This is a genomic window from Anaerosporobacter sp. (genome assembly GCF_031551385.1).
Classification (GTDB): Bacteria; Bacillota; Clostridia; order Lachnospirales; family Lachnospiraceae; genus Anaerosporobacter.
Genome location: NZ_JAVBNS010000169.1, coordinates 1 through 14,377 on the forward strand (window position 1 = coordinate 1; position 14,377 = coordinate 14,377).

A 14,377-nucleotide genomic window follows, 5' to 3' on the forward strand; every position below is an offset into this window, starting at 1 on the left:
TGTTTTTTCTTTTTTGTTTTTGATGCGGTATTTTCGTATTCCACTTTATATAGTGGTGGTAGACCACGGTACACTTTTCCTTCTAGAATTAATTCTGGCATAAAGCGGTAGAAGAAAGTAAGTAGTAACGTACTGATATGTGCGCCATCGACATCGGCATCGGTTAAGATAATTATTTTGTCAAAGCGAAGTTTGCTAATGTCAAAATCATCACCAATTCCACAGCCAAAAGAGGCAATCATGGATTTGATTTCGTTATTAACTAATATTTTCTCAAGTGCCGCCTTCTCAACATTAAGAATCTTACCACGAAGAGGAAGAACTGCTTGTGTACGGCGGTTTCTAGCTGTCTTAACAGTACCACCCGCAGAATCACCTTCGACAATATAGACTTCACATTCTTCTGGTTTCTTAGAAGAGCAGGAAGCTAATTTACTACGAGTATCAACGTCTAGTAATTGTTTTAATACCGCATTTCTTGCTTTGTCACCAGCACGTCTTGCTTGGTAGGACTTTAAAGCATTTTCAAGAATAGAGCGAAGAACTTCAACGTTCTTATCAAAATATCTCTGAACTTCTGCTGTAAATACATCTTCAACAGCACTCTTGGCATCGGTATTACCTAATTTGGTTTTTGTCTGACCTTCAAATTGTGGATCAGGATGTTTGATGGAGATAATGGCAACGAGTCCATTACGAATATCTTTTCCGTCAAAATTATCATCCTTATCTTTAAGAATGTTAAGCTCTCTAGCGTATTGGTTCATAACACGAGTCAAAGCAGTTTTAAAACCAGTGACAAGAGTACCGCCATCAACAACGTTAATTCGGTTACAGTATGCATTGATTTGTTCTGCGTAATTATTCGTATATTGGAATGCCAATTCCACTTCGATTTCACCGCTTGTCCCTTCTGCGTAGATTACTTCATCGTGAATAAGAGTTGACTCACGGTTGAGGTACTTTAGGAAACTTTGAATTCCGTATTCCTCATGATAGATTTTTTCTGTGTTATCGTATTCGTTACGAAATGTAATCGTTAAGTTTTTGTTTAAGAATGCGATTTCTTTTAATTTTTTCTTGATGGTTTCCACTTTGAATTCAATGGTTTCAAAGATTGACGCATCAGGATAGAAGGTAACACTTGTTCCTGTGTCGGATTTATTACATTTACCGATAACAGGGATGTTGCCGTCAATGAGCTCAGTAACAGGGTGACCGCCGTTTTGATATTCATCACGGTAGATTTGTCCTCCACTTCGAACTTCAATAATCATACGGCTAGATAGTGCGTTAACAACGGAAGCGCCAACACCATGTAGACCTCCTGATACTTTATATGCAGAAGACCCGAATTTTCCTCCTGCATGAAGAATTGTGTAGACAACACGTACAGTTGGTATTTTCTTTGTCGGATGGATATCAACAGGGACACCACGTCCGTAGTCACGTATCGTAATTCCACCGTCCTTTTTTAATGTTATATCAATTTGAGAACAGAATCCAGCAAGATGCTCATCAATTCCGTTATCAAGTATTTCCCATATTAAATGATGTAATCCTCTTGTACCAGTGCTACCGATGTACATACCTGGTCTTTTACGTACCGCTTCAAGACCCTCCAGAATAACAATCTGGCTTCCATTATATTGTTCCATGTAATTAATGTGCTCCTTTCGAATGGTGGGTTGCTTTATAGTTAATGGTTCATCCCAATGATATATAAGTAAATTGTTATAATTATAGTAAGTTGTGGAATAGAACGATATCTAGATAGAAAAAATATAGATACCGAAAGATGCTGCAACTTTGCAATGCATTTATCTTAGTGGTATCCAATCCGTACCGATTATATCATAAATTATAAGTTTTAGCTACCAAGTATCTAAAAAAAAAGAAAACATATATTCGTGTTGACATTGGCAAAAATAAGAAGTATAATGATAACAATTACTATTATTGAAAGTTGAATAATTAAAATAAGAAAGAAAAAGGAGCATATAATTATGGAAATTGTTAAATTAAGAGATGATATTTATTATGTTGGAGCAGTAGATTGGAATGTTCGATCTTTTCATGGATATACAACGAATAGAGGGGCGACTTATAATGCCTATCTGATTATTGATGAGAAGATAACTCTTATTGATACGGTGAAAGAACCTTTTGCAGAGGAATTGTTAGAACGTATCTCTGAAATTATTGATCCTTCTAAAATAGATTATATCGTATCAAATCATGTTGAGATGGATCATTCAGGGGCGATTCCAGCGGTTATGGAAGTTGCTAAGAATGCGACGATTGTAACATCTGCACCAAGCGGATTAAAAGGGCTTCAAGCGCACTATGGTGACAAGTATAACTATCAGACGGTAAAAGCAGGAGATACGTTATCATTAGGAAAGAGAAGTTTAACATTTGTTGCAACACCAATGTTACATTGGCCAGATAATATGGTTACGTATTGCAGTGAAGAGAAGATTCTGTTTTCGAATGATGCATTTGGACAACATTATGCTTCTTCCAAACATTTTGATGATGAAGTGGACATGGCTGTCGTAATGCAGGAGGCGGAGAAATATTATGCGAATATCTTAATGCCTTATGGAAAGCAGGCAAACCAAGCGATTGACATTGTACAATCCCTTCCGCTTGAGATGATTGCACCAAGCCATGGTGTAATTCTAAGAACACATATAACAGAGATGCTTGATAAATACAGATATTTCTGCAGTGAAGAAAATGAAAAGAGAGCACTTGTTGTCTATGATTCTATGTGGCATTCAACAGAGAAGATGGCACAAGCAATTCTTGAAGGGTTCAAGAAAGCGGGAGTGGAATGTATATTATACGATTTAAAAGAGAACCATATCTCTGATATTGCAACACAAGTATTAAAGGCAGAGTATCTTGTTGTAGGTTCTCCTACATTGAATACGAACATATTGCCTACAGTAGGTGCATTCCTTACTTATATGAAAGGGTTATCACCAAAGGGAAAGAAAGGCTTTGCATTTGGTTCGTATGGTTGGGCTGCTCAGAATGTGGCAATTATTCAAAAGGAATTAGAAGCTATGAAGGTAGAGATAATAAAAGAGCCTATTAAGATGAACTATGTGCCAACGAAGGAACAGTTGCGGGAGATTGAGGAAGAGGTTGCAGAATTGATTGTTGGTTAAAAAATAGCATGATTTTTCTAAGTGAGATAGAAAATTGAGAAGATTTCTCAAAAGAGGAAAAAAAGCTGCATTTATGAAGAATGTCAATCAAATTATGGTTGACATTCTTTTTAATAGATTGTATAGTGTTCCTATAAAGTAATACTATAATAGGTTTGGGGAATTATTATGTTGTATTGTATCATCTAATATAGGCGTTTTTCAAACACATCCAACAGAAATGGAGCAAATTGCATGGAAATCATTGAACAACTTGTTATGTTTGGTTTAACCAGGCAAGAAGCAACCCTGTATGTGACGTTGCTTACAGAAGGTGAATTAACAGGATATGAAGCAGCTAAGAAGACAACCATTTCAAGGTCGAATACGTATAATGGTCTTGCAGGGTTAGTTGAGAAAGGTGCTGCATATATTATTGAGGGTACAGTAACAAAGTATATACCAGTAAGCGTAGAAGAATTCTGCAACAATAAATTAAGAATGCTTGAGGATTCAAAACATAAGTTGATGGAGTCCTTGCCGATTGAGAAGGTAGAGAATAGTGGATATATAACGATTCAAGGCGAGAAGAATGTGATGGATAAGATGAAGACGATGCTAATAGAAGCAAAGGAAAGAGTCTATCTATCTGTGTCAAGTTCATTAGTTTCTGAGTTGAAAGAACAATTACATGAATTGCAGGAACGCAATATAAAGCTGGTTTTGATTACAGACCAAAAAGTTTCGTTGGAAGGAGCAATCTTGCATACAACGGACAAGAAGGATAATCGAATCCGATTAATCGTAGATTCGAAGAAAGTTCTAACTGGAGAAATTACATCACCATCGGACACGGCATGTTTATATTCTATGAATAAAAATCTGGTATCAATCTTTAAGGAAATGCTGCAGAATGAGATTATTTTGCTATCGAGATAAATTATTATTAAGATAGACTGTAGAAAGATAGGATTGAAATCTGTATACTTGCTGTGTATAGTAGATAACTAGGAAGACGATATAAAAGGCAACAGCCAAATAACAGTAGAATCGAAAGAAAAAGGAGACAATATTATGAAGAAAACATTTGTTACAAATGAGCAGCTACAAGAAATCGTAAAAGAATATCCTACTCCATTTCATCTATATGATGAAAAAGGAATCCGTGAAAATGCTAGAAAATTAAAAGATGCATTCTCATGGAACAAAGGATTTAAAGAATATTTTGCAGTAAAAGCAACACCAAATCCATTCCTATTAAAGATTCTTAAAGAAGAAGGCTGTGGAACAGACTGTTCTTCCATGACAGAGCTTATGTTATCAGAAGCACTTGGTTTTGGAGAAGGTGAGATTATGTTCTCATCAAATGCAACACCAGCAGAAGAATTCGTAAAAGCAAGAGAAGTAAATGCAATTATTAATCTTGATGATATTACACATATTGATTTCTTAGAAAAAACAGCAGGAATTCCAGAGACAGTATGTTGCCGTTTTAATCCAGGTGGAGTATTCAAAATCAGCACAAGTATTATGGATAATCCAGGTGATGCAAAATACGGATTTACAAAAGAACAGATGATTGAAGGATACAAGAAATTAAAAGAATTAGGAGTTAAAAACTTCGGTATCCATTCCTTCCTTGCAAGTAACACAGTAACGAATGAATATTATCCAACACTTGCGAAGATATTATTTGAATTAGCAGTAGAATTAAAAGAAAAAACAGGCGCAGATATCAAATTCATTAACTTATCAGGTGGTGTAGGAATCCCTTACAAACCAGACCAAGAAGGAAATGATATTAAAGTGATCGGTGAAGGCGTTCGTAAAGCATACGAAGAAGTTCTTATTCCGGCAGGAATGGGAGACATCGCAATCTATACAGAGTTAGGAAGATTTATGTTAGGACCTTATGGTTGTCTAGTAACAACAGCAATCCATGAGAAACATACACACAAAGAATACATCGGACTTGATGCTTGTGCAGTAAATCTTATGAGACCAGCTATGTACGGAGCATACCACCATATCACAGTTATGGGAAAAGAAGATGCACCATGTGACCATATGTATGATGTAACAGGTTCCTTATGTGAAAACAATGATAAATTCGCAATTGACCGTATGTTACCAAAAGTGGATATCGGTGATTTATTAGTACTTCACGATACGGGAGCACATGGATTTGCTATGGGTTACAATTATAATGGTAAATTAAAATCAGCGGAAGTGTTATTAAAAGAAGATGGTTCTACACAATTAATAAGACGTGCAGAAAAACCAGAAGACTACTTTGTAACATTTGATTATTGTGATGTTTTGAAGGATATGAAATATTAATTGAGTTGATGTTTTGCTTTGAAATAGTTTGAGTTTATAAATTAAAGAGAAAAGAATAAAACAAAGAAAAAAATAAGAAAGCGTTCCTAAGTAGCGGTGCTGCGGAGGAATGCTTTCTTAGTGTTTTTGTAGAAATACATTATCGAGTATAAATATAGATCACAAGCATATTATAATATTAAAAGTGTGCTACAAGATGATTAATGGTATGAATTTGCAAAAAGCATGCAAAAACAATTGACAAAACAGCGTTGTGGAGGTATTATGGGGATATCAAATAGTAAAGGAGGGGCAAGGATGATATTAGAATTTTCTTGTTCAAACCACAAATCAATAAAAGACATGGTGACCTTTTCGAGCATTGCAGGGAGTGATGACACATTTGAGAATACATTGAAAGTGTTTAATAACCATAGGGTATTACGCTCTGCTGTTATTTATGGAGCAAATGGTTCGGGAAAAAGTAATTTTATAAGTGCATTAGTATTTATGAAAGACTTAGTAGCAAATAGTATTAAGCATCAACCGGGTCAAGGTATCTTTCAAGCACCACATAAATTAAGTAGTTTAGATACACCTAGTGAATATAAAATTCAATTTATTAAAGATGATGTGCGATATGCATATGGTTTTTCAATTGTTAAAAATGCTGTTAAGGATGAATACCTATACTATTTTCCAAATGGAAGACAAGTGAAAATATTTGAACGAGACAATATGAAAGTAAAACCAGGGGATAAGTATAAAAACTCTTTTGAATTAAGCCTTGGGGCATTAAAAGATAATCGATTATTCTTATCTTGTATAGCAAATTATACGAATTTAGCAGAAGTTGAGGCGGCATTCATTTTCTTCAGTTTGGATATAGTAGTATATAATCCGATGGTCAATAATTGGACTGAGTTTTCTATTGAACTGTTACAGAGTACACCAGAAGTAAAAAAAATATTTATAGATGTGTTGCAAGCTTTAGGTACGGGGATTCAAGATGTAAGAGTGAAACTTGAGAAAGTAAAACCGAGTGTAACAGACATGCCGCAGAAATTTCCAGATGCACTAAAAAGTTTTTTTGCAACGCAAGATGCAAGTAAAATAGAAGCAAAAGTTATATATAAGGAGTTTGAAACTGATTTAATGGCGGAAGAGTCTACAGGTATAAAGAAACTATTTGAAATGATATGCCCAATTATTGATATTGTTAACAAGGGAAAAATATTGATATGTGATGAAATAGAGACAAGTCTGCATGAATCGGTAGTATATGAAATCGTTAGATTGTTCCAAAATGCACGTAAAGATGTTTTTGCGCAGTTGATTTTTTCTACGCATGATACAAGTTTATTAGATTCGAATTTGTTTAGGCGAGATCAAATATGGTTTACAGAGTTGAATGCTACTAATCGTTCTACAGATTTGTTTTCGCTAGCAGAGATTCGAAATGTTCGAAAAACGGAAAACCTTGGAAGAGGATATGTTTCGGGAAAATATGGTGGAATACCAATGCTAAATAAAAGTTTCTTTCAATCCTTTGGCGATATGAAGTGATTTGGGGGTGAACAATGACAGAAAGAAATTTAAGTTTATCTAAAAGAAATGAGAATATTAGAGATAAGAACCCAGTTAGAGTTATTAGGTTTCAGTTATCAGAGATAAAGCAACATTATGAAGAAAATATAGAAGCAATAAGGGAACAATTCTTAGTTGCAGAAGAACTAGTGTCTAAAGGCAAGCTGCGAGAAGCAGAAAATGTATGGCGTTCGCAAGTAGTATTTTTAGAGAGTACATTTGATTTCTTTTTACATGAGATAACTAAGTATGGGTTGTGTGAAATTTTCCTTGGAAATTGGGATAAAACAGAGAAATATCAAAATATTGAAATTCAAATGAGGTTTATTGAAATTGCACTGAAAGCAAGGGAAAATACAGATTGGTTTTTAGAATTCGTAAATAATTGTTATGAAAAGATAACGATGGTATCATTTGAATCAGTAAAAGACCAAATGAATCTACTTGGAATAGATATAAGGGCTGTAGCCGACAGGGCATTTCACGAAAGAGGACAAGAAGAAAAAACAAAAGATAAACTTAAACGTAGATTAAATGAATTGTTTAGAAGAAGAAATATTATAGCGCACCAATCAGATAGAGAGCATTTTGATGCACAGCTAAAAGAAATATCGGAAGACGTTGTAAGACGGTTTTTAGATGATGTGGGGAAGATTGTAGAAGCAATATATTATGAAACTGAAAATATGTGAGGTTAAAAATGAGTCCTATTTTGTATAGGGACTCATTTTTGCGTTAGGAATAAAGCGAGGTAATAAGGTGATAATAAATAGTAATTTAAGTAAAAAGCGAATATTTACAAACGTGCTTTAAAATGAAAAAGTTAAAGCACGTTTGTAATACTGAAAGAAAAACAAAAATAAAAACACAAACAGCAACAAATGATACCCAAATCATAAACTAGGACCAATGACCTATAGACGAAAAACAACCAAAATAAAAAAAGTTTGTCTTTACCTATAATGATAATTCAAAATAATCCGATATTTACAGTATAGGATAATAACGAGGAATAAAACTAAGGTGGTGAAGTTATGAGAATAGATGCATATAACAAAGTAAACCAGATGTATCAAACAAACAAAGTTCGTACAGTTGCAAGTACAAAGAAAGCTGGAAAATCTGATCAATTAGAGATTTCCCAAACAGGAAAAGATTATCAAACAGTGAAGCAAGCTGTTGCGAATACGGAAGAAGTTAGAATGGATAAAGTGGAGGCACTTAAGAAAAAATTAGCTTCTGGTACGTATGATGTAAGCATGAGTGAAGTTGCTGACAAATTATTAGATAATTATTTTAATGCAATTGTATAGATAATGAATAATGAAACTTACGATTACTTGCATAGTATGAAAGTTTACTATGCAAGTAATTGTAAGTTATAAGCGTCTACTTGAAAATTAAGAGAAAAGAGAGGTTTGCCGTGGCTAGTTTAATAGAAGAATTGATTACAACTTTGCAACAAGAGAATGAGATATATAGTGAAATGGTACCGATTGCGAAAGAAAAATCAAGTATTATAGCAAACAATGACCTCTTAGCATTGCAAGAAATCACAGATAAAGAGCAAGTGTTTGTAGAACAAGTAATGGTGCTTGATAAGAAGCGAGAAGAAATTATTGCAAACATTGGCGTTGTTCTTTGCAAGGATGCAAGAACATTAAAGATACAAGATGTAATTAAGTTGCTAGAAGCACAGCCAGAGGAACAAGAAAGATTAGCAAGTGTTCATGCGAACTTAAAGAATACGATTAGCCTATTGATGGAATTCAATAATCATAATAAATCGTTAATAGAACAATCCCTTGAAATAATAGAGTTCAACATGAACTTTGTTCAAAGCACACGGATGTCGCCAGGGAATAACTATACCAAAACAGCTGGACAGGTTAACAGTGCGTTGCCTGAAACCGGTATGTTTGATGCAAAACAATAGACAAAAGGATGGTGGTAGACCGTGGGAAATATTATGACAAGTTTATGGACTGCTGTATCAGGATTTACAGTAAGTCAGAATGCGCTTAATACAACAGCGCATAATTTAGCTAATATTGATACGAAGGGTTCTTCAAGACAACAAGTAATCATACAAGATTTCCATTATAACAAAGTTGGACAGTCAGCGTATAGTACGATGCAGACAGGACTTGGAGCAGCAACACAAGTAGTTCGTCAAGTAAGAGATGAATTCTACGATAAACAATATCGTACAGAATCAGGACGTTTAGGCTACTACGGAGCACAAAAAGAAGCAGTACTTGAAATTGAAGATATCATGGGTGAGTTAGAAAATTCACCATTCCAAGAAGCAATTCAAAAACTTTGGACAAACATACAAGAGTTAGTAAAAGCACCTGATGATAAAGTTGCTCGTGCATCACTTGCTAAGAATGCAGAAGCATTTGTTCAAAGAGCAGAGATAATATATAAGCAATTACAACAATATCAAGTTAATATGAATACGCAAATCAATGATACAGTAAATCAAATTAATGATTTGGGTGAAAAGATTGCAAAATTAAATCAAGAGATTACAAAGATTGAGTCGGGCGGAGTAGAAAGAGCCAATGACTTACGTGATAAGAGAAATCTATACATAGATGATTTAAGCAAATTAATTGATGTTAAAGCGACAGAAGAGTACGATGGTTCCGTTACTATTATGGCAGAGAATATGCAGTTTGTAACGAATGCATCCTCTTATAAGATGTCAACTGTTCGTATTGAAGATGGAACAGATATGGTGAAACCAATTTGGAATCATGCACAGACAGATGTATTCAATATGACAAGAATACCAAGTTATGATGCAGGAACGAATATTGGATCTTTAAAAGGGCTTGTGTGGGCAAGAGGAAACAACTATGCGAATTATACAGATATCCCACAAGAGGCAGACTATGCGACGGAAGCAGATTATGCAGCAGCTGTTAAAAAGTATAACCTTGAAGTAGATACTTCTGTAGTTCGTACAATAGAAGCGCAGTATGATATGTTAATTCATGGTATTGTAACAGCAGTAAATGATCTTCTATCTCCGAATGTGGAAGTAACAATGTTAGATAATTCAAAGATAAAGATTCTTTCACCAGATGCACCAATGGGTATGGATGATGAGCAATCACAAGGAATTGAATTGTTCTCACGTAAGAGCGTTAGCAGATATGATACGGATAATGTGATATATGTACGAAATACTGCGGTAGCAGGAGCTGATCCTGTTTATGTAGAGTGTTTAGCAACCGCTCCGGGAGCATTTAAAGCGTATCGATATAACGAAGAAGATCCAACGGATAAATATTCCCTATACACATTAGGTGAGTTAGAAGTTAATAGAGAAGTTTTGGCGGATTACTCAAAAATTCCACTTAGCCAAAGTAGTGGAACTGGCGATTTCGCATACAACGGAGTAGCAAAGCAATTGGCTGATATTTGGAATCAACCGTTCGCGGCACTAGATCCAAATGTATTGAAGAAGAGTACGTTTAATGATTATTATATCGCTATATGGGGAGACCTCGGAACAAAAGGTGAGAAGTATATAGCGAGTGAAGAAAATCAACAAGTAATGGTTGATAATATAGGTACAGCAAGACAGAATGTAATGGGTATTTCTTCGGATGAAGAATTATCGAACATGATTAAATACCAACATGCATACAACGCAGCATCAAGATATTTTAATGTTGTAGATTCGATGATTGAACTTTTGGTTACTAGATTATAGAGGAGGAAAAATTATATGGCATCAACGTTTTTTGGTTTAAATATAGGTTTATCTGGTCTCTATGCATATCAAGCGTCGATTAATACAACAGCGCATAATATCTCGAATGCAGAGACAAAAGGATATTCAAGACAATCGGTAGTAACATCAGCAAGTGAGGCACTACGTGTATATAGCTCATACGGAATGGCAGGATCAGGTGTTGATATCGTGGATATCATTCAACAAAGAAGTGCTTACTATGATGTGAAATACCGTAACAGTTCAGCACTTTATGGTGAATATTCAACGAAGAATGATTATATGCTTCAAGTGCAGAACTACTTTAATGAAGTAGACGAAGGTGGATTTACAGATGTATATAATGATTTCTTTAAATCATTAAACACGTTAAGCGACGATCCTTCAAGTAGTGATATTCGTACAACTGTAGCGAATAATGCAGCTTCTCTTAGTGAGTATATGAATTATATGTATAATAGTATGCGAACAATTCAAGAGGATGCGAATTTTCAAATAAAGAATCTAGTAGATCGTGTGAATTCATTAGGTGAGCAGATTGCAACAGTAACAAAGCAAATCAATGCATTAGAAGTAACAGGAGTTACGGCAAATGATTTGCGTGATGCAAGAGAAAATCTTGTAGATGAATTATCTAAGATTGTTAATGTATCGACAGAAGAAAAAGTAGTAAAACAAGATCCGATGGATCCAGGTACTGTTGTATATGAAGTAAGAATTAATAATCAATTATTAGTAGATACAAGTACAAGCAAAAAGTTAATGGTAGTACCAAGAGAAGAGAAAATCAACGAAAGTGATCTTGATGGTTTGTATGATGTTACTTGGGGAGATGGACAAGCGTTCTCGCTAAGCAATGCAAACTTAAAAGGTGAATTAAAAGCATTATACGAAGTAAGAGACGGTAATAATGCGGAGAACCTTGGTGGTGGAGTTACAACGACAACAGCAAATGGTAAGACAACATTAACACTTACAAAAACAAACTGTGACGATATTACGAAACTAAACCTTCCATTAGAAGGAAACATCACAATTGCAGGTAAAGATTACAAGTACACAGGATTTAATGTTGAAGTGCAAGCGGATGGAACATATAAGTATAATTTTAACTTAGATACTCCATTAAAAACAGATATTACAGCGGCAGATAAAGTACGTGGTGAGGTTGGAGAAACTGTTAACTATAAGGGAATCCCTTACTATATCACAAAGTTAAATGAGTTCTCTCGTACATTTGCGATGGTATTCAATGGAATGCATAATGCGGGACAAGATTTGGATGGTAATGCAGGTTTAGATTACTTCAATTTTACAGAGGAAGAAAAAGCTACAGGCCTTTTAGAAAAATTCACAACATTCAATGCAGATGGTACAGCAACATATGTGGATGCAAGCGGTAACACAGTTACAGGAGCATCTTACTATAAATTAACAGCATACAATTTAACAATTACAAATGAGATTATGAATGATCCAAGAAAATTCGCAGCGTGTGGTGGCGATATTGTACAAGGTGTTGAGAATAAAGATAACCTGACAGAACTTCTTAAATTGGAAGATGATAAATCATTATTCAAAGCAGGAACACCAGCACAATTCTATAACACATTAGTAGCGGAAATTGGTGTAGATGCAGCGAAATATGAAACATTTGCAAACAGTCAAGAGAGTATTATGAATTCAATAACAAACCAAAGACTATCAATCGCAGGCGTTGATGTTGATGAAGAAGCGATGAACCTTGTTAAGTTTAAGAACGCATATAACTTATCAGCAAAAGTAATTCAAACAATGAATGAAATCTACGATAAATTGATTAACGGAACGGGTGTATAATTCGTGAGTTGATTGTGCCGCGGAAGTGGCATGTTTGGAGCGTTGAAAGAAAATAAAAGTAAAGGAGTCCGTGCAGCTCACTGATTCTTTCAACTAGATCTATTGGAGCAATATCATAAGGAAACTTGTGATATGCATGGGTATAAAATGAGAATAACAAATCAGATGTTGACTAATAATATGATGAGCAACATTAATAAGAATAAATTCAGTATGAACAAATACGATGAGCAGTATTCGACAGGTAAGAAGATTCAAAGACCGTCGGATGACCCAATCGTTGCAGTAAGAGCGTTAAAGTTAAGAACGAATCTTGTACAAGTAAATCAATATGTTGATAAGAACATTCCAGATGCATTAGCTTGGATGGATGTATCGGAAAGTGCATTAAAGAATGTAAATCAATTATTAACAGATATGAATAGCTATTGTGTAGATGGTGCCAACGACGATTTAACTGTTGATAACCGTAACAGTATTATTCAAAACTTGTTAGAATTAAGAACACAGATTTACCAAGAAGGTAACGCAAACTATGTTGGTAGATATGTATTCACAGGATATAAGACAGATCAAAGTTTGACGTATAGTACGGCAGATGATTTGGCTAGACAGATGTATAATATTACAGAAAACTTCAAGGGAAGCGATTTAGAGAGCGTTACGAAAGTAATTAATTCACATGCGGTTCCAACGACTACAGCGAATGCTGCTACAATTACAGATAATGTTATGCCAACGACAATTGATGCTTACAGACTTCGTTTGGGATATGGTTCTCTTGGCGATAAAGGAGATATCACATGTTCGTTGACTTATACGAAGACGGATGGAACAACTGGTGGAACATATGATGGCTTAACGGCTCCAAATCAAATTTTGAATTCAACTGATCCAGGAGCATACCAAGTTGCTGATAATGCGATAAATTTCCTTGCAGACACAGGCGAAGTAATTATGGGGAAAGACGTATACAATGCATTGAGAAATGCAAAAGATATCGAAGTAAAATACGATAAGTTAGAGTTCTCGGCAGGGGATTTACGCCCAGAAAACTTCTTTGAATGTTCAACATATAAGATTGACGATAATGGAAATCGTGAGAAAGATACAAATGGTGATTATATAACCGATGTAAAATACAAAAAAGAGAACCAAAAGATTGAATATGAAATCAACTTTGGACAAAACATTGCAGTAAACGTACAAGCAAGAGATGCATTCTCTCATGATATTGGACGTGATATTGAAGGATTAAAAGCGTTAGCAGATGATGTAACAGCAACAGAGAAAAAGATTGCTGAAGTTACAAAACTTCGTGCAGATGGAAATAATACTGAGCCTGTTAATGAAGCACTTGATAAATTGCTTGAGCAGTTGAATACAGAACTTGTATTAAAGAATAGTGCATTACAAAAAGGTTTTGGTGCTGCAATTACAAGTACACAGAAACAGCAACAAAAATTAAATATTGCCATTGCTGATTTAGGAAGCCGTTATAGTCGAGTTGAATTAACAGAAGCTCGTTTAGGTAAGCAAAAAACGGACTTTACAGATTTGTTATCTTCGAATGAAGATGTTGATATTGCAGAGGCCTATATCAATTTATCAATGGCACAGATGATTTATAATTGTTCTTTATCTGCTGCATCAAAAGCTGTTTCGAATACATTATTAGATTTTATCTAAGAGAAAATATAAGCGAAGAGAAGTATCGGAGTGGTAG

The 14,377-nt window shown here is 34.8% G+C and carries 11 protein-coding genes; 10 read left to right on the forward strand and 1 reads right to left on the reverse strand.

All coding sequences use genetic code 11. From position 1 onward, the window contains the following. Positions 1-1,658: DNA gyrase/topoisomerase IV subunit B (locus tag RMR19_RS13665; protein ID WP_310604050.1), on the reverse strand; the 1,658-nt coding region annotated here is incomplete at its 3' end. 348 nt (positions 1,659-2,006) lie between these two features. Between RMR19_RS13665 and RMR19_RS13670 the strand changes: the two genes are divergently transcribed. From RMR19_RS13670 to RMR19_RS13715, 10 genes are all read left to right on the forward strand, one after another. Next, on the forward strand, positions 2,007-3,179 hold the full coding sequence (locus tag RMR19_RS13670) for an FprA family A-type flavoprotein (RefSeq protein WP_310604051.1): 1,173 nt from the start codon (positions 2,007-2,009) through the stop codon (positions 3,177-3,179). 234 nt (positions 3,180-3,413) lie between these two features. After that, positions 3,414-4,097, forward strand: a complete 684-nt coding sequence (locus RMR19_RS13675; RefSeq protein WP_310604052.1) for a TrmB family transcriptional regulator — start codon at positions 3,414-3,416, stop codon at positions 4,095-4,097. 132 nt (positions 4,098-4,229) lie between these two features. Next, a complete protein-coding gene (locus tag RMR19_RS13680; RefSeq protein WP_310604085.1) occupies positions 4,230-5,498 on the forward strand; it encodes a diaminopimelate decarboxylase in 1,269 nt (422 codons plus the stop codon). A 297-nt stretch (positions 5,499-5,795) separates the two neighbouring features. After that, complete coding sequence (locus RMR19_RS13685) at positions 5,796-7,043, forward strand: AAA family ATPase (RefSeq protein ID WP_310604053.1); 1,248 nt, start codon at positions 5,796-5,798, stop codon at positions 7,041-7,043. A gap of 14 nt (positions 7,044-7,057) precedes the next feature. Then, positions 7,058-7,756, forward strand: a complete 699-nt coding sequence (locus RMR19_RS13690; RefSeq protein WP_310604054.1) for a HEPN domain-containing protein — start codon at positions 7,058-7,060, stop codon at positions 7,754-7,756. Positions 7,757-8,098: 342 nt separating this feature from the next. Beyond that, complete coding sequence (gene flgM / locus RMR19_RS13695; RefSeq protein WP_310604055.1) at positions 8,099-8,377, forward strand: flagellar biosynthesis anti-sigma factor FlgM; 279 nt, start codon at positions 8,099-8,101, stop codon at positions 8,375-8,377. 110 nt (positions 8,378-8,487) lie between these two features. Beyond that, positions 8,488-9,000: a flagellar protein FlgN gene (locus RMR19_RS13700; protein WP_310604056.1), complete on the forward strand. Its 513-nt coding sequence runs from the start codon at positions 8,488-8,490 to the stop codon at positions 8,998-9,000. 21 nt (positions 9,001-9,021) lie between these two features. Next, positions 9,022-10,791: a flagellar hook-associated protein FlgK gene (flgK, locus tag RMR19_RS13705; protein ID WP_310604057.1), complete on the forward strand. Its 1,770-nt coding sequence runs from the start codon at positions 9,022-9,024 to the stop codon at positions 10,789-10,791. Between the two features lie 15 nt (positions 10,792-10,806). After that, complete coding sequence (gene flgK / locus RMR19_RS13710; protein ID WP_310604058.1) at positions 10,807-12,651, forward strand: flagellar hook-associated protein FlgK; 1,845 nt, start codon at positions 10,807-10,809, stop codon at positions 12,649-12,651. A 147-nt stretch (positions 12,652-12,798) separates the two neighbouring features. Continuing rightward, positions 12,799-14,340, forward strand: coding sequence for a flagellin N-terminal helical domain-containing protein (locus tag RMR19_RS13715; RefSeq protein ID WP_310604059.1), 1,542 nt, complete (start codon positions 12,799-12,801; stop codon positions 14,338-14,340). The last annotated feature ends 37 nt before the right edge of the window (positions 14,341-14,377 follow it).

Excerpts from the sequence above, each read along its gene's own strand:
- RMR19_RS13670 (WP_310604051.1), top strand. The coding sequence starts at position 2,007 with ATGGAAATTGTTAAATTAAGAGATGATATTTATTATGTTGGAGCAGTA.
- RMR19_RS13675 (WP_310604052.1), top strand. The coding sequence starts at position 3,414 with ATGGAAATCATTGAACAACTTGTTATGTTTGGTTTAACCAGGCAAGAA.
- RMR19_RS13685 (WP_310604053.1), top strand. The coding sequence starts at position 5,796 with ATGATATTAGAATTTTCTTGTTCAAACCACAAATCAATAAAAGACATG.
- RMR19_RS13690 (WP_310604054.1), top strand. The coding sequence starts at position 7,058 with ATGACAGAAAGAAATTTAAGTTTATCTAAAAGAAATGAGAATATTAGA.
- flgM (WP_310604055.1), top strand. The coding sequence starts at position 8,099 with ATGAGAATAGATGCATATAACAAAGTAAACCAGATGTATCAAACAAAC.
- flgK (WP_310604058.1), top strand. The coding sequence starts at position 10,807 with ATGGCATCAACGTTTTTTGGTTTAAATATAGGTTTATCTGGTCTCTAT.
- RMR19_RS13715 (WP_310604059.1), top strand. The coding sequence starts at position 12,799 with ATGAGAATAACAAATCAGATGTTGACTAATAATATGATGAGCAACATT.